The organism is Devosia sp. CN2-171 (assembly GCF_049354815.1).
Classification (GTDB): Bacteria; Pseudomonadota; Alphaproteobacteria; order Rhizobiales; family Devosiaceae; genus Devosia_A.
The window spans coordinates 623,496-640,244 of record NZ_CP186479.1 but is presented as its reverse complement, the minus strand read 5'-3'; the positions used below and the strand labels follow the sequence as shown (position 1 = coordinate 640,244).

Genomic DNA, 16,749 nt, shown 5'->3' with positions numbered 1-16,749 from the left:
CCATGTTCGACGCACCTTCATCACAGTTCCGCAGCTTTGTCAGCCGTGCTGACGTTTCAGCTCCGGTTCGGCATTGAGATTCAACAGCTCAGTAAGAGCTTCGATCAGATAGTCCATCTGCGGCTTGCTGTTGTAGCCCTGCACCGAGAGTCGCGCGATGTAGTGATCTTGCCACTTGAACACCGGAATCTCGATCTTGAAGCGCTCCCACAACTGCTTGTGGACTTCCTGCGGGTCGCATTCCGGGATCGGCATCGCCACCATCTGCGGCGCGGAGAATTCCGGCGCCGACAGCGGCGGCAAGCCCGTCAGCTCGCCGAGGCGCTGAGCGGTCTCCTGCGCCAGGGCGGTGCAGGCGCGCTGGACGGATGTCCAGTCATGCTCATTGCGGAAGGCAATTGCGGAAGGAACTGCGAGCATCGCAGAGGGATCGCGCGTGCCCTGCATCTCGATCTCGTCGATGAACGGCGAATTGCCGAACGCGCCCTTTGCGCCGGGTTCCTTGCTCTCGGCCGTCCAGCCGTGGCTGATAATCAGCGGATTCAGCAACCCCTGGAGTTCCGGCCTGGCGTAGAGGAAGGCCGAGCCCTTCGGGGTCATCATCCACTTGTGGCAATTTCCCGAGTAGAAATCGACGCCCATCCCGTCGAGATTCAACGGGATATGGCCCGGCGTATGGGCGCCATCGATGACGCTCCAGATGCCGCGCTTACGTGCCTCGGCGATAGCCTGCTCAATTGGAAAGACGAGGGCCGTGGGCGAGGTAATGTGCGACAGGAACAGCACCCGTGTACGCTCGGTCATCCCAGCGACGATCGTGTCGGTGAACGCTTGCTCGGAGACTAGCGGCATCGGCACCTTGACGACTACGATCTTCGCGCTGGTACGACGGGCCACGTAGGCCCAGGTCTTCTCGAGCGCCGAGTACTCGTGGTCGGTCGTAAGGATCTCGTCGCCTTCCTTGAGGGCGAGCGACTGCGCCACGATGTTGAGGCCACCCGTGGCGTTCACGACGCCGACGACATTCTCCGAGCTGGTGCCGAGGAACTCGCCGAGGGCAACGCGCGGCTCGCGCATCAGTTCGGTCAGCCGGCGGCCGAGGAAATCCACCGGCTCACTCTCAAGCTCGAGCTGGAAGCGCTGGTAGGTCTCGAACACCGGTCGAGGGCAGGCGCCGAACGAGCCGTGGTTGAGAAACGTCACGTCCTCGCGCAGGAGGAAGTGCTTGGCTAGGTTCGAGGACAAGTCAGCGCCCTTTCAGCGTTGGGTCGAGTGCATCGCGCAGGCCATCGCCGAACAGCGTGGTCGCGAGCACGGTGATGGCGAGCGCGGCGGTGGGGAACACCGCCATGTGCCAGTAGAAAAACATGAAATTCATGCCGACGTTGATCATCTGGCCCCAGCTGGGGGTCGGCGGCGGAACGCCGATGCCAAGGAAGCTGAGCGACGCCTCCAGCATCATGGCGAGCGGGATGGCGAGCACGAAGCCGACGATGATCGGCGAGATCGCGTTCGGGATCAGGTGGCGACGGATGATGTACCAAGGCGACGCACCGAGCGCCTGTGCGGCCCGGATGAACTCCTTCTCGCGCAGCGCTTTCACCTGCGCGCGGACCAGCAGGCACACGTTCACCCAGCCGAACAGCGCCGAGATCACAATGATGGTGAGAAAGCCGCCACCGGTGATGGCGCCGAGCAGCAACGCCGCAAGCAGTGACGGCACCACCGAGAACAGCTCGATGATGCGCATGATCACCCAGTCGGTCCGGCCGCCGAAATAGCCGGCAAGCGCGCCCAGCGGAATGCCGATCACGACGCTGAATGCCGCCGCGGCAAAGCCGATGGTGAGCGACACGCGGGCGCCGTAGACGATACGGGTGAAGAAGTCGCGGCCGAGGTCATCAACCCCGAACCAGAACTCGGCCGACGGGAAGGCGAGCGACTGCGTGAGGAAGGCCTGGGTCGCCGGATCAGTCTTGGTGAACAACGGTGCGAAGATTGCAGCGAGGATCAGGATGACGAGGATCACGCCACCGCCGACGGCCGCCTTGTTGGCGACAAAGCGGCGCCAGGCGAAGTAGGCCGGACTGCGCTGCTTGGCGGTTGCAGGTACGGCCAGTTCGGCCACGGTCTCGAGCTCAGTGGTCATCGCGGCTGATCTCCGAGTCGGATGCGCGGGTTCAGCCAGGCATAGGCGACGTCACTAATCAGGTAGGCGAAGCAGAAGGCCAGCGTCACCATGAGAACAAGCGCCATTTCAAGTGGATAGTCGCGGTTTTCAATGGAGGACACGAAGTACGAACCAAGCCCGGGGACCCGGAACATGGCCTCGACGAAGATCGACCCGGTCGCGGTGCCGATGAACATGGGGAGGAACACCGCGACCATCGGGATGGCCGAGTTGCGCAGCACGTGCTGGAAGATGATCCGATTCTCGCTCAGCCCCTTGGCGCGTAGGGCCGTGACGAACGGCCGGTTCAGGTTGTCGAGCATCGCCGAGCGCGTGTAGCGGGCGTAGGTCGCGACCGGAATGGCGGCATATGCGATGATTGGCAGGATCCACCGCTCCGGCTTGCCCCAGCCGCTCGCTGGCAGCCACTGCAGCCACACGGCGAACACGAGGATCAACAGCATCGAGATCACGAAGACCGGGATCGTCAGGCCGAGTGTCGCGAGGGCCGACGCAAGGTAGTCTATCCAGGTGTTGCGGTTCAGCGCAGCTGCCATGCCGAGCAGGATGCCAAGCGGGGCGCCGATGATGACCCCGAGACCGCCGAGGAGGAGACTGGGTGGCCACGCGTCGGCGAGCAGGCTGATCACGGTCTCGCCCGGGGCCTGATAGGGGAAGCCGAAGTCGAAGGTCAGCACACCCTTCATGTAGTTGACGTACTGGACCCAGAGCGGCTGATCGAGCCCGAGCTTGGCCATCAGCGTGTCGCGCACGGCCTTCGAGACCGGCATGTCGTTGCCGTCGAACGGGCCACCAGGCACGGCGTGCATCATCAAGAAGACGATCACCGACACCACGAAGAAGGTGAAGGCGATGGAGAGGAGGCGACGGAGAATGTAGAGGACCATTTCGCGCTCCTACTGGGTCACGATCGCTTCGACCAGGTGGCCGGGGGCCACGCTGACCAGCTGCGGGAGTTCGCCCACAGTCGCGGGAGAGGCGAGAGACGACGCGGATACCCGCGGCAACGCCGCCTCTATGTCGCCGGCCTTGAGAAAGCTGCGCTGCCGCCGATCGCGCGGGTTAGTGGCCGGGATCGCGTCCAGCAACGCACGCGTATACGGGTGCCGGGGGGTTTCGAACAGCGAGGCGGTCGGGGCCTGCTCAACCACACGCCCACGATACATCACCATCACGGTGTCGGTGAGCGAACGGACAACGCTGAGGTCATGGCTGATGAACAGCATCGAGAGGCCCATCTCCCTCTGCAGCGACTTCAACAGGCCGATGATCTGGGCCTTCACCGATACGTCGAGCGCCGAGGTAGGCTCGTCGGCCACGAGCACCGACGGCTCGAGGATCAGGGCCCTCGCAATGGCAACGCGCTGGCGCTGGCCACCCGACAGCTCGTGCGGATAGCGGGTGCCGAAGCTCCGATCGAGCCCGACCTTCTCAAGCCAGTCGAGCGCGAGACTATCGCGCTGCCGCTGCGTCATCATCCCGTGGATGTGGAGGGGCTCGGTGATGATCTCGGTCAGCGTCATCATCGGGTCCAGCGCCGAGTAGCTGTCCTGGAACACCACCTGCATGCGCCGCCGATAGGTCTTGAGAGCCGTAACATCGAGATCGCTGACGTCGGTCCCGTCGACGAGGATGCGACCGCCAGTCGGCTCGACGAGCCGCAGAGCCATCATCCCGGTCGTGCTTTTGCCGGACCCAGACTCGCCGACAAGGCCGACGATCTTGTTCTGCGGCAGCACGAGGTTCACGCCGCGCACGGCATGGTGGTCCGAGTAGCTGGAAAAGATCCGGCCCTGGCGGCGCAATTTGTACACTTTGGACAGGTCGCGCAGTTCCAGGGCCGGCGCGACGGGTGGCTCGTCGCGAGCAGGGGCCTTGGTCGCCCCTGCGATCAGGCTGCCCAGCAGCTGCTGGGTATAGCTGTGCTTTGGCGCATCGAAGATCTGCTGCACCGGGCCTTCTTCCATAACACGGCCGCCATACATCACCACCACCCGGTCGACCGTTTCGGCAATGACGCCGAGGTCGTGGGTGATCATGATCAGCGCCATGCCGAACTCGGCTTGGAGCTGCTTGATCAGCTGCAGGATCTGGGCCTGGATAGTGACGTCGAGAGCGGTCGTCGGCTCGTCCGCGATGAGGAGTTTCGGCCTGCACGACAGCGCCATCGCGATCATCGCGCGCTGCAGCATGCCGCCGGAAAGCTGGTGCGGGTAATAGGCGAGAACATCCTTGGCGTTGCCGATCTCGACCCGGCGCAGCAATTGCTCCGCTTCGGCCCAGGACTCGGCCTTGGAGGCTCGGCGATGTGTCTGGATCGTTTCGACAATCTGGTGACCGATGGTGAAGACCGGATCGAACGCGGTCATCGGATCCTGGAAAATCATGGCGGCAGACCGGCCGCGCAACTCCGACATTCTTCGCTTGTTGGCGGAGAGGACATCGACATCGTCGAGCGTCATAACGTCGGCGGAAATCTTGGCAGTCGGGGGCAGAAGGCGCATCAGCGCCATGCAGGTGACGGACTTGCCCGACCCGGACTCGCCGACAATCCCCAGGCTCTCGCCTTCCTCGACGTGGAGGCTGACGCCGCGGACGGCGTCTACGGTGCCACCATGCTGGGCGAAGCTCACCTTGAGGCCCTTGATATCGACTAGTCTCATGCGGTTCCCCGGGCGTTGGGAGGTGCTCCCCGGCACGACGGCCGGGGAGCGGGATCGAACTACTTCACAGAGATGTGCGAGTAGAGGAAGTTGCCGATACGATCGAGCGGCGTGAACCCCTGGCTGTTCGGCGAGACGCCGGCGCCCGAGATAGTGTCGCTGACCGCGGCCATGATGATCGGATGCACCAGCGGCACGATAAGGCCCTGGTCGATCATCACCTGCTCGGCCTGCTCGTAAAGCTTCACGCGCTCTTCCCAGTTCGGGTTCGAGTCGGCTTCGGCGACGAGCTTGTCGTATTCCGGCACGTGGTAGCTGTGACGGCCACCATTGTAGAAGATGCCGTAGAAGTTCGACGGGTCGAGGTAGTCGTACTCGTAGGGCGCGATGTAGAGGTTGTTCTTGCGCGCCAGCATGCCTTCCATCCAGTCCTTGCCCGGCATCACCTTGATATTCATGGTGATTCCCAGGATGTCCTTGAACTGGGCCTGCAGGTACTGAGCCATCGGGGGCAGGATGGCGCCGTTATAGCCGCCTTCCTCACGGAACCAGACTTCGACGGTCGGGAAGCCCTCGCCGTTCGGATAGCCGGCCTTGGCCATGAATTCCTTGGCCTTGGCGGGATCGAACACGGCCTGCTTGGCCACGTTCTCGCTGTACCCAGGATAACCCGGTGCGAGGATCGAACCTGCGGGGATAGCGATATCCTTGAGCACGGTCTTGGTCAGTTCGTCGCGATTGACCGCGTAGTAGAAGGCGCGGCGCACGTCGACGTTGTCGAACGGCGGAGACTCGAGGTCGAACGAGATGTACGACGTCGCGAACACCGTGTTGGTGCGGATCGCGTCCGGGAAGCGCTGCTTCACGACCGGTATCTGACCGGCGTTGAGCCAGGTGAAAGCCGCATCGCCAGCGAGGAAGGCCGGCATGCCGACTTCCGGAGCGCCGAGCGACGGATCGATCGTGAGTTCGTCCACCTCAGCCTGCCACGGCCCTGTGTAGGTCTCGTTCTTCACGAGAGTCGCCGAGTTGTTCGACTTCTCCCAGGACTGTAGCTTGAACGGGCCCGAGGACACGACGTTCTCGACGGCAGTTGACCAGTCGTCGCCGAACTTGTCGAACTGATGCTTCGGCACCGGATACCAGAGCGAAACGACACTCGGCATATAGGGCTTCGGAGCGGTGGAGGTGATCGACAGGGTCTTCTCGTCAATGGCAGCCAAGCCGAGCGTCGAGGCGTCGGCCTTGCCCTCAGTGACTTCCTTCCAGTTCTTGATGCCGCCGGCAAAGTCCCAGTACCAGGCGAAATCGTAACCGGAGGTCGCGGCATGCTGCAGGGCGAACACGTAGTCGCCCGCGGTCAGCGGCTGGCCGTCGCTCCAGACGAGCCCGTCACGCAGCTTGAAGGTCCAGGTGAGGCCATCAGCCGACTGCTCCCAGCTCTCGGCCGCGAGCGGCGTCAGCTGGTACTCGTTGTCGAAGCTGGTCAGTGGCACCTGCAGCAGCTCGGAGCCCGATGCACGCGCGTAGACCGTTTTCATATAGTCCATGTAGGTACCGGTGGTAGACCCGCCCGGTACCGTGAGTTTTGTCTGCGCCAGCGCTGGCGCGGCGGTCAATCCCGCCGCCAACGCGACCGCGCCGACGAATTTCAGCAACGCGTTCATGAAGCTCCCTCCTTGTGTAGAGCCGGTTTGCTTTGACGTCCCCTGTACCCGCTTGAACCAGTGCATGATGGAGGTTCGCTGCGAGGTCGAAAGCGCGACATTCGAGCCTAGACGCCCCTGCCGAGTGTCGGTTCGTGGCAGCCTTCTTCCCTCGAAAAACTGCCATATGACATATGTCTGACAACTCCCATTTCGCTTGGCAAGCCGTTTTCGCCAGCCAGTGGATAAAGATTATCCGCTGCTATGTTTCGCCGAAATCTTGGGCAGCGTTTGCTCACCGACGCCCCCCGAAGAGGCTGCGGCAGGCGTTGGCAATGGCCTCGGCGTCGATGCCGAAATGGCGGTAGAGATCGCTAACAGTGCCGGTCTGGCCGAAGTGTTCGACGCCCAGAGTGATGGCGCGGTGACCGCCGACGCTGCCGAGCCAGGCGAGGGTTGCCGGGTGTCCATCGATCGCCGTCACCAGCGCCGCGGTGTCCGGGGCCTGCGCCAGGAGCGCTTCGACGTGACAGGTCGCATTGGCGTCCCCGTGCAGGCGCGCGCGCTGGGCACCATGCCAGCCGGCATTCAGCCGATCGGCCGATGTGACTGCGAGCACCGCAACGTTCCGGCGGTCGCCTCCGACCATGCCGGCTGCGGCGATGGCCTCGCTGGCAAGAACGCCCTGGTAGGCGATGATCGCCTCGCAGTTCGGGGTCGGTGGAACCAGCCAGTAGCCGCCGCGGATGATGTCGTCGGTGAGGGCAGGGGTGACGCTACGGGGGAGCTGCTCGATCACCCGGGTCGAGAGCCGCAGGTAGACCGAACCGCCGGAGACGTCCCGCGGCCAGTCGGCAAGATCGGCACGTTCGCTGCCGTCGCGCTGCATGTAGTCGAAGGCCCAATCCATGATAACCGACAGCTCGTCGGCAAAGCCCGGCTCGAAGGCGGCGAGGCCATCCTGGGCGATGCCGATGAGCGGCGAGCTGATCGACTGGTGCGCTCCGCCCTCTCCGGCCAGCGAGACGCCGGAGGGCGTCGCGACCAGCAGGAAACGAGCGTCCTGGTAGCAGGCATAGTTCAGCGCATCGAGACCGCGGGCGATGAAGGGATCGTAGAGCGTGCCGATCGGCAGCAGGCGCTCGCCGAACAGCGAGTGGCTGAGGCCCGCTGCGCCCAGCAGCAGGAACAGGTTCATCTCGGCGATGCCGAGTTCGATGTGCTGCCCCTCGGGGGTGAATTGCCACTTCTGCGCGCTCGGGATGCGCTCCTTCTGAAACACATCAGCCATCTCACGGCCGAACAGGTGCCGCCGGTTTACCCAGGTGCCGAGATTGGTCGAGACCGTCACGTCAGGCGAGGTGGTGACGATCCGGCGGGCCAGTTGGCTATCGGTCTTGGCGACAGCGTCGAGAATCTTGCCAAACGCCGTCTGCGTCGAAGTCGGAGCCGTGCCGACAAACTGCGGCCCAATGGCGGGAATAGCGGGCGAGGTCAGGCGCCGGGCCTGAGGCGTGTTGAATGGCACCTGCGCCAGAAAGGCCTCGAGCTCCCCGGAGCCAAGCGTCAGCCCCTCGAAGCGCTCCCATTCGTGGCCCTCCCGGATCCCCAACGACACCTTGAGGCTTTCGATCTGCGACCCCGTCATCTGTCCGGCGTGGTTGTCCTTGTGGCCGGCGAGGGGCGTACCCCAGCCCTTGACGGTATAGGCAATGAAAACGGTGGGGCGATCATCCTTGATGGCCTCGAACTGCTCGAGCAGGCTCTCAATGCAATGGCCGCCGAGGTTCGCCATCAGGTCGGATAGCTCGGCATCGCTCCGGCGTCCGAGCAACGCCGTGACGTCCCCCTGGTCGCTGATCTCGTCGGTCAGCCGCTCCCGCCACGCCGCACCGCCACGGAACATCAGGGCGGAGTAGAGGTCGTTAGGGCAGGCGTCGATCCATTCGCGCAGCTTCTCGCCACCGGGCTCGGCAAAGGCGCGGCGCTGTTTGGCGCCATACTTCAGCGTGACAACGTTCCACTCGAAGGCGGTGAAGATGGCTTCGATGCGCTGATACAGACCCTCTCGGACGACGCCGTCGAGGCTCTGGCGATTGTAGTCGATGATCCACCAGCAATTGCGCAGGTCGTGCTTCCAGCCTTCCAGCAGGCACTCGTAGACATTGCCCTCGTCGAGTTCCGCATCGCCGACAAGGGCGATCATACGGCCCTCCGGCCGCTTCTTCGCCCATGGCTTGGCGCGAACATAGTCCTGGATCATCGAGACGAACGCGGTGAAGGCGACGCCGAGGCCGACCGAGCCAGTGGAGAAATCGACGTCGTCGGTGTCCTTGGTCCGGGAAGGGTAGGACTGGGCGCCGTGGTAGCCGCGAAATGCCTCGAGCTTCTCGAGGGTCTGCTTGCCGAACAGGTACTGGATGGCGTGGAAGACCGGGCCGGCATGCGGTTTGACCGCCACCCGATCCTCGGGTCGAAGGATGCCGAAATAGAGTGCCGAGAGGATTGCCGTCATCGAGGCAGAGGATGCCTGGTGGCCGCCGACCTTGAGCCCGTCCGGGTTGGGCCTGATATGGTTGGCGTGGTGGATCATCCAGCTCGATAGCCAGAGGGCCTTGCTGGCAAGAGCCTCTATAGCTGCGATCCTGTCCGCTGCCATTTCCCCTCCGTGGCTACCAAATGTCTGACAATCACGATGCGCTAGCCGAAGCGGCGTTTCCTGCCTATTGTGACGCCTCTGACGTGATTTCGCGCAACTTTCTCCACGATTAGGCGGCCAAGCTGGTGGCTTCTGCTAAAACCGAATTGACGAGCATCGACCGGCGCATCCTGCGTGCCCTGCAGGAGGATGGCCGGATGACCATCCAGGCTATCGCCGATCGGGTCGGTCTTTCTGCCTCTCCCTGCCTGCGCAGGATACGCCAGATGGAGGACGCGGGCATTATCTCCGGCTACAGCGCCGTGGTGGAACAGAAGTCCGTCGGCCTGCCTGTCTCGGTGTTCATCTCGATCAAGCTTGAGCGGCAGCGCGCGGAGGAGCTCGATCGCTTCGGCGAGGCGATCGCCGGGTGGCCCGAGGTGATGGAGTGCTATTTGATGACCGGGCAGTTCGATTTCCTGCTGCGCGTCGTCTGCGCCGATCTTGCCGCCTACGAGCAGTTCCTGCGCCTGAAGCTCACGCAAGTGGCCGGCGTCAGCTCGATCGAGTCCAGCTTCTCGCTCGGCCAGGTCAAATACTCGCGCGTGCTGCCCATCTGACGCAGCGACGAGCAGGACGGGTCTGGCTAGTATGCGGCGATCAAACGGGATTCGCTGGTTATGCAGGCTGATAGCATCGTTCTGGGCGCGGGCATCGTGGGCGTCTCGATCGCGCTTCACCTGCAAATGCGGGGTCTCAGCACGGTGCTGGTGGACCGGCGTGGAGCAGGGGAGGAAACCTCCTATGGCAACGCCGGGTTGATCCAGCGTGAAGGCGTGATGCCCCATGCGTTCCCGCAGGGTCTTGCCGACTTGCTGCGCTACGGCGTCAACGACCGTACCGACATGCACTACCATCTGGCGGCGCTGCCGCGGATCGCGCCTTTCCTCGCGCGCTACTGGTGGCATTCGCGTCCGGAGAACTACCGCAAGGTCGTCACTGCTTATGCCCCGCTGATCGCGGCCGCAGTCACCGAGCACGCCCCCCTGATCGAGAAGGCGGGGGCGGACGACCTGATCGTTCGCCAGGGCTGGTATCTGCTCTTCCGCGAGGAGCAGGAGCGCGACGAAGCCTTCCGCAAAGCCGAACGGCTGGAACGCGACTTCGGGATCAATCACGACGTCGTCCGCAACGACGAGATACGGCGCAAGGAGCCCGGCCTCGGCATCGACGTGGCTGGCGCCCTCCACTGGGCCGATCCGTGGAGCATCCGCGATCCCGGAGGCTTGGTGAAGCGCTACCTTGCGCTGTTCGAGTCGCTGGGCGGCACATTCGTCAATGCCGACGCGATGGCCCTGCAGCAACGCTCGTCGGGCGCCGGCTGGCAACTGCCCGTTGCTTCGGGAGTGATCGAGGCCAAGGATGCCGTGGTTGCCCTTGGTCCGTGGGCCGGCGACTTGACCGATCGGCTCGGCTATTCGCTCCCGCTGGCTGTGAAGCGCGGCTACCACATGCACTATGCCCAGCCCGCAGCGAACCCGCTGACCAGTTGGGTGCTGGATTCCAAGTACGGTTACCTGCTGACCCCGATGGTGCGCGGCGTCCGACTCACCACTGGCGCCGAGTTCGCGCTGCGAGATGCACCGTCGACGCCAGTGCAGGTCGACCGGGATGAACCCTGGGCGCGCGAACTCTTTCCCGGATTGGGAACCCGGGTCGACGCAGAGCCATGGAAGGGCGCCCGCCCAATCACGCCGGACATGATGCCCATCATCGGACCCGCGCCCAAACACAAGGGACTGTGGTTCGCTATCGGGCACGCTCACCATGGCATGACGCTCGGCCCTGCGACCGGACGGCTGATCGCGGAAATGGTGACAGGCGACACACCGTTCATCGATCCCGCGGCGTTCTCCGCGACACGCTTCATGTAGCCGCTGCATTTTGTCGCTGCGGAGGGACTTGAAGCCGATCAATGGCACGCTACGTTACCCATGCGGTACCGGGCCCCTCTGACGGCGGCGTTTCTTGCGCTCCGTGATGTCGGAACTGCTCCAATGTTCACATGGAGAAGGTCCGGCATATGGATATGCTGCTCAGCGCCCTTATGGGCGATTTCCTCGGTACTCCCGTCTATTTCTGGGTCGCGTTCCTCGCGATCGTCATTGGCCTGCTGGTCTTCGACCTCGGCATCCTCAATCGCCACGAGCATGAGATCTCTGCCAGAGAGAGCCTGACGCTCTATGCTGGCTACGTCTTCGTTGCGGTGCTGTTCGGCCTCTGGGTCTGGTTCAGTCGCGGAGCGGAAGCCGGGCTTGAGTTCTACACCGGCTACCTGATCGAGCAGAGCCTGGCGATGGACAACATGTTCGTCATCGCGACCATTTTCGGCTTCCTCGCGATCCCGCGGCTCTACCAGCACCGGGTGCTGTTCTGGGGCGTTCTGGGTGTCATCGTATTCCGCGCCATCCTGATCGGGCTCGGCGCTGCGCTGGTGCATTCGTTCAGCTGGGTGCTCGTGCTGTTCGGCGCCTTCCTGATCTTCACCGGCATCCGGCTGTTCTCGCACAAGGACGAGGAGCCGGATATCGAAGCCAACCCGATCCTCAAGTTCCTGCGTCGGCACTTCCGGATCTCCAACCAGCTGGCCGGCAAGCACTTCCTGACCAAGCTCCCCGACAGCAAGACAGGCAAGATCGTGACCTATCTCACGCCGCTCGGCGTGGCCCTGATCATGGTTGAGACGGTGGACCTGATCTTCGCAGTCGACTCCGTCCCGGCCGTGTTCGCGGTCACGCAGGACACTTTCATCGTCTACACCTCGAACATCTTCGCCATTCTCGGGCTGCGAGCGCTCTATTTCGCGCTGGCCGCCGCCATGAACCGGTTCCGCTACCTGCAGGTGTCGCTCGCGATCGTGCTGGTATTGATCGGCGCCAAGGTTGCGTTGGTGCCGTTCGGAGTGAAGATCGATACATTCCTCTCCCTGGTTGTGACGGTGGCCGTGCTGGCGGGCGGCGTAATCTACTCGCTGTGGAAGACGCGGGGAGAGAGTGACGTGAGCTTCGAGCAAAAGCCCGAGCAGGGCCGGCTCGAGCCCTAGGGTCGCACCGTCTCCACGATCAACGTACCCTCAGGAAGCGGGACAAGCAGTTCCGCTTCCGGCTTTTCGAGGAACAGCCAATCCGCCCATTGGTCGGGCCGCAGCACGCAGACCTGGCGGTCGTGAATCGGAGCGATGTCAGGCCCCGGCGCAGTGGTCAGCATCGTGAAGCTGAGGCCTCCCTCATCGTCCTCGCTCCAGAGGCCGGCAATCCCCATGACGGGAGAATCCTTCAGCCGGAAGCGGTGCTTGGTCTTGGGCGATTTCGTACCGGTGAACTCGAAGAAGCCGGAGAGCACGATGACGCAGCGTCTCGAGTTCTCGAAATGCCGGCCGTCCGAGCGGAAGTTGAACACCGGCGGAGCCTTGGGGCGTGGCGCCGGCCAGCCAAAACGCATCAGGATCAATTCGACGCCGTTGCCGGCTGCACGGAGCACCGGCCCGAAATCGCCGATCCGGACCTCGCTCGCCGGCGGAAACTCCATTGCGCTATCCGACGCAGCAGCCTGCAGTTCCGCAGCGCGGATCGCTTCGCGATACTGGGCCTCGGTGACCTGCTGCTCGTAGGCGTTGCACATGGGAGGTCAGCGCCACCCCAGCGCGGGAGCGACGTGCTTGAGGACGCTCTCGATCACGTGGGCATTGTAGTCGACACCGAGCTGGTTCGGCACCGTGAGCAGCAGCGTATCGGCTGCGGCGATGGCCTCGTCTCCACGTAGCTGCTCGATCAACTTGTCCGGCTCGGCGGCATAGCTGCGGCCGAACACCGCCTGCTTGCCCGGCTCGATGTAGCCGAAATGATCCTCGCTCGCGCCCTCGCCACCAAAATACTGGCGGTCGAGATCGTTCACTATGGCAAAGATGCTGCGGCTGACCGAAACACGCGGTGTGCGCTCATGCCCCGCTTCCTTCCAGGCCGCGCGATAGGCGGCGATCTGCTCGGCCTGCTGGATATGGAAGGGCTTTTCCGATTCGGCCATAACGAGGGTCGAGCTCTGCAGGTTCATGCCCAGCTTGCCCGTCCACTGCGCCGTCGCCGTGGTCGCAGCGCCCCACCAGATGCGCTCGCGCAGGCCCGGCGAATGCGGCTCCACCCGGAGCAGGCCGGGTGGATTCGGGAACATCGGGCGCGGATTCGGCTGCGCAAAGCCCTTTCCCTGCAGCACATCGAGGAACACCTCGGCATGGCTGCGCGCCATGTCCGCGTCGGTCTGCCCTTCGTCGGGGGCGTAACCAAAGTAGCGCCAGCCATCGATCACCTGCTCGGGCGAGCCGCGGCTGATGCCGAGCTGCAGGCGACCGCCGACGATCAGGTCGGCCGCACCGGCGTCCTCGGCCATGTAGAGCGGATTCTCGTAACGCATATCGATGACGGCGGTGCCGAGTTCAATGCGGCTGGTCCTGGCCCCGGCGGCCGCCAGCAGCGGAAACGGCGAGGCGAGCTGGCGGGCGAAATGGTGCACGCGGAAATACGCGCCGTCGGCGCCGACTTCCTCGGCCGCGACGGCGAGATCGATCGACTGCAGCAGCGCGTCGGATGCCGATCGCGTGCCGGAGTGCGGCGAGGGCGACCAATGGCCGAAGGATAGAAACCCGATCTTTTTCATGAGCGTATCGCCGCAAACAGGTGGAAGCAGAAAGTCACGCGGGTACTCCATTCTCCAGTTTCGCGCCACCTACAAGTCCGGTGACGAGCTGTCACGCGCCAGTCACTTGCTCGCGCTAGGCACCGGGCAAGCTAACGGAGGCACACCATGACCCTGAAATTCATCGTGATGAGCGATCTGCACCTTGTTCCAGAGGGCGAACTGTCGATGACGCTCGATACCGGCACCCGGCTCGAGGCCGCTGTGGACGCCGTCGTCGCCCGCTACGGCGACGCCGACTTCTGCGTGCTCGCCGGCGATCTGGCGGACCTCGGCCAGCCTGCCGCCTACGAGCGGCTGCAGAAGATCATCGCGCGCCTGCCGATCCCGGTCTTCATCACTCTCGGCAACCATGATGATCGTTCCACCTTCTTCGACGTGTTCGGCGCCCATTATGCGGCCGAAACTGGCAAGGTGGACAAGGTCATCGACGCCAGGGGGTACCGGGTCATCCTGCTCGACAGCTCCGAGCCGGGGCGAGTCGACGGGGTACTGGAGGCGAACCAGATCGAGTGGCTGATGGCGCGCCTTGCGGAAGCCGCGGACCGCCCGGTGATCGTGATTCTCCATCACAACGCCAACGCCCTGCACATCAACTCCGACAGCATCCGCATCCTCGAACCCGATGCCTTCGTCGAAGCACTGAAGACGCACCCGGACGTGCGCCAGGTGATCGCCGGCCACGTGCATCTTACCTCGACCGCCAGCTACCGGGGATTACCGTTCACCACCCTCGCGGGCGGCCACTATTCGGTCAGCTTCAACGTCGATCAGCCGCAGGTTCCGTTCCGCCGGCTCAAGGGCCCGGGCCAGATGGCGGTTGTCATCGGCACCGAGGATCGGACCACCGTCCTGTTCGAGGACTTCATCGACGGCAACGAAGAGATCGTCATCGTCGAAGAAGCGGTCGAGATTCTCGAAGAAGTCGCCTGACGAAACGGCTCCCGGGCCGGCCCCGGGAGCCCACTTGACTAGGCTGGCTGCAAGGCGGTCGGCTGCTGATCTTCGCCCCGCTTGGCCGGCGGGAAGGCGAGGGCCATCGCGGCAGCGGCGAGGCCGACGACCGCCGACGCGATGTACAGCCAGTGGTAGCTGCCAAACGTGTCGTAGAGCCAGCCACCACCCAACGGTCCGAAGGCCATGCCGATGCTCGAAGTCATGGTGGCGGCCCCCAGCACGGTACCGAGCAGGCGGGGCGGGAAGTACTCGCGCGCCAGCACGGAATAGAGCGGCATAACCCCGCCATAGACCAGCCCGAGCACCGAGGCCAGCAGGTAGAACTGGCTGATTTCGCTCATGTAGATGTAGGCGTAGATGCCGACTGCCTGCAGCGCGAGGCCGGCGACAATCACCTTGCGCACCCCGATCCGGTCGGCCAGCGTGCCGAACAGCACGCGTCCGAACAGACCCGCGACGCCCTCGATGGCGTAAATGCCGGTAGCAGCGGTCAGCGAGGCGCCGCAGATCATCGCGTAGCTCACGGTGTGAAAAATCGGGCCCGAGTGGGCGCCGCAGCACAAAAAGAACGTCACGGCGAGAACGATGAACTGCGGCGTGCGCAGCACGGCAAAGCCGGAGCTGTGCTTTGCCGGTGCAGCCTGGCCGCTGGCGGCAGGAGGCGGAGCCTCCGCGACGGCGGGGGCACTGCGAATGAGCATGGCAACCGGGAGCAGAACCACGATGGCGCCAAGCGCGATCCAGAACATGGACGCGCGCCACCCGATCTGCTCGATGAGATAGCCGGCGAGCGGGCTCAGCGTCATCGGCGCGATGCCGCCCCCCACCGACACGAGCGAAACGGCCAAACTGCGGTTCTTGTCGAACCAGCCGAGCGTGGTCGAGATGATAGGAGCGAAGAACGCGCCGCCAGAGGCACCGACAAGTCCGCCGTAAGCGAACTGAAAGACCAGCAGGTCGCGCGCCTGGCTTGCGAGCACCAGGCCCGCGCCAAGCAGAACCACTGCGATAAGCACCACGGGGCGAGCGCCGATGCGATCGCTGAGCGTACCCCAGCCAAAGCCAGCAATGCCCATTACAATGAAACCGACTGTCATGGCGCCGGAAATGCCCGCGCGCGTCCAGCCAGTCTCCTCTGCGATAGGTTGCAGATAGACGGGCAGCGCGAACATTGTGCCCATAGCGATGCAGGTAATGACTGCGCCCGCGGCGACGATGACCCAGCCGTAACGATTTCCCATTTGCCGTCCCTCCGATTGGCACGCTGCAACCTTGACGAACGGCGGGCGACGGAATCGACAGACTGCCAACCAGAATTCGCTTAAGCGATGAATTAACCGACGAGCATGCTTAAGTCAACGCTTCACTATCGAGAGGGTGGATGGGGCATTTCGTGGAGGCACGCGGTGCGACAGTGAGAGGGCCGCGTCGGCCCTCTCGACAGGCGCGGATCAGCCGTTACCGGCTGCACCGATGTTCACCATCCACGGCGTACCGAACTTGTCGGTGAGCATGCCGAAGCTGTCGCCCCAGGGCGCCTTCTCGAGTGGCACCATGACCGTGCCGCCTGCCGCCAGCTTGTCCCAGTAGCCGCGGAGTTCCGCCTCAGCGTCGCCGCTGAGAGACACTGTCATCGTGTTGCCCGGCGTGAACGGCATGCCCGGCGGGCTGTCGGAACCCATCAGCCAGTAGCCGTTGGGCCCCACTAGCTGGGCATGCATGATCTTGTCCTTGTCGGCCGGGTCGTGCGGCATGCCGCCCTCGCCGAATGTGCTGACAGTCAGCTCGCCGCCGAAGACGGACTTGTAGAATTCCATGGCCTCGCGCGCATTGCCGTTGAAGTTGAGATAGGGGTTCAGACGTGACGGCATTCGAGATCCTCCTTCTCCAAAATGCGCAGACGCT

General features: G+C 63.8%; 14 protein-coding genes. 4 read left to right on the top strand and 10 right to left on the bottom strand.

Annotated elements, in window-relative coordinates:
* Positions 1-39: 39 nt before the first annotated feature.
* From ACOYW5_RS03295 to ACOYW5_RS03270, 6 genes are all read right to left on the bottom strand, one after another.
* A complete protein-coding gene (locus tag ACOYW5_RS03295) occupies positions 40-1,245 on the bottom strand; it encodes an aminotransferase class V-fold PLP-dependent enzyme (protein ID WP_423067834.1) in 1,206 nt (401 codons plus the stop codon).
* Position 1,246: 1 nt separating this feature from the next.
* A complete protein-coding gene (locus ACOYW5_RS03290; protein WP_423067833.1) occupies positions 1,247-2,149 on the bottom strand; it encodes an ABC transporter permease in 903 nt (300 codons plus the stop codon).
* Positions 2,146-3,078, bottom strand: coding sequence for an ABC transporter permease (locus ACOYW5_RS03285; protein ID WP_423067832.1), 933 nt, complete (start codon positions 3,076-3,078; stop codon positions 2,146-2,148). The genes ACOYW5_RS03290 and ACOYW5_RS03285 overlap by 4 nt, the downstream gene beginning before the upstream one ends.
* A gap of 9 nt (positions 3,079-3,087) precedes the next feature.
* Positions 3,088-4,854, bottom strand: coding sequence for a dipeptide ABC transporter ATP-binding protein (locus ACOYW5_RS03280; protein ID WP_423067831.1), 1,767 nt, complete (start codon positions 4,852-4,854; stop codon positions 3,088-3,090).
* A 59-nt stretch (positions 4,855-4,913) separates the two neighbouring features.
* Positions 4,914-6,521: a peptide ABC transporter substrate-binding protein gene (locus ACOYW5_RS03275; protein WP_423067830.1), complete on the bottom strand. Its 1,608-nt coding sequence runs from the start codon at positions 6,519-6,521 to the stop codon at positions 4,914-4,916.
* Between the two features lie 274 nt (positions 6,522-6,795).
* Positions 6,796-9,159, bottom strand: a complete 2,364-nt coding sequence (locus tag ACOYW5_RS03270) for a transketolase (RefSeq protein ID WP_423067829.1) — start codon at positions 9,157-9,159, stop codon at positions 6,796-6,798.
* 146 nt (positions 9,160-9,305) lie between these two features.
* On the opposite strand from ACOYW5_RS03270, the gene ACOYW5_RS03265 reads away from it, so the two are divergent.
* The 3 genes from ACOYW5_RS03265 to ACOYW5_RS03255 all read left to right on the top strand — a co-directional run bounded on the left by ACOYW5_RS03265 (position 9,306) and on the right by ACOYW5_RS03255 (position 12,241).
* A complete protein-coding gene (locus ACOYW5_RS03265; protein WP_423067828.1) occupies positions 9,306-9,758 on the top strand; it encodes an Lrp/AsnC family transcriptional regulator in 453 nt (150 codons plus the stop codon).
* 60 nt (positions 9,759-9,818) lie between these two features.
* The gene (locus ACOYW5_RS03260) at positions 9,819-11,072 is read left to right on the top strand and encodes an NAD(P)/FAD-dependent oxidoreductase (protein ID WP_423067827.1); all 1,254 of its coding nucleotides are present in this window, start codon (positions 9,819-9,821) and stop codon (positions 11,070-11,072) included.
* A 149-nt stretch (positions 11,073-11,221) separates the two neighbouring features.
* A complete protein-coding gene (locus tag ACOYW5_RS03255) occupies positions 11,222-12,241 on the top strand; it encodes a TerC family protein (RefSeq protein ID WP_423069395.1) in 1,020 nt (339 codons plus the stop codon).
* On the opposite strand, the gene ACOYW5_RS03250 is transcribed toward ACOYW5_RS03255, so the two are convergent.
* Complete coding sequence (locus ACOYW5_RS03250) at positions 12,238-12,819, bottom strand: SOS response-associated peptidase (RefSeq protein WP_423067826.1); 582 nt, start codon at positions 12,817-12,819, stop codon at positions 12,238-12,240. The genes ACOYW5_RS03255 and ACOYW5_RS03250 overlap by 4 nt on opposite strands.
* A 6-nt stretch (positions 12,820-12,825) precedes the next feature.
* On the bottom strand, positions 12,826-13,848 hold the full coding sequence (locus tag ACOYW5_RS03245; protein ID WP_423067825.1) for an LLM class flavin-dependent oxidoreductase: 1,023 nt from the start codon (positions 13,846-13,848) through the stop codon (positions 12,826-12,828).
* Between the two features lie 147 nt (positions 13,849-13,995).
* Between ACOYW5_RS03245 and ACOYW5_RS03240 the strand changes: the two genes are divergently transcribed.
* Positions 13,996-14,820, top strand: coding sequence for a metallophosphoesterase (locus ACOYW5_RS03240; protein ID WP_423067824.1), 825 nt, complete (start codon positions 13,996-13,998; stop codon positions 14,818-14,820).
* A gap of 38 nt (positions 14,821-14,858) precedes the next feature.
* Here the strand turns inward: ACOYW5_RS03240 and ACOYW5_RS03235 are convergent, their stop codons facing one another.
* Positions 14,859-16,085 carry an MFS transporter gene (locus tag ACOYW5_RS03235; protein ID WP_423067823.1) on the bottom strand — a complete coding sequence of 409 codons (1,227 nt, stop codon included), beginning with the start codon at positions 16,083-16,085 and terminating at the stop codon, positions 14,859-14,861.
* A gap of 210 nt (positions 16,086-16,295) precedes the next feature.
* A complete protein-coding gene (locus ACOYW5_RS03230; protein ID WP_423067822.1) occupies positions 16,296-16,715 on the bottom strand; it encodes a VOC family protein in 420 nt (139 codons plus the stop codon).
* Positions 16,716-16,749: the final 34 nt, after the last annotated feature.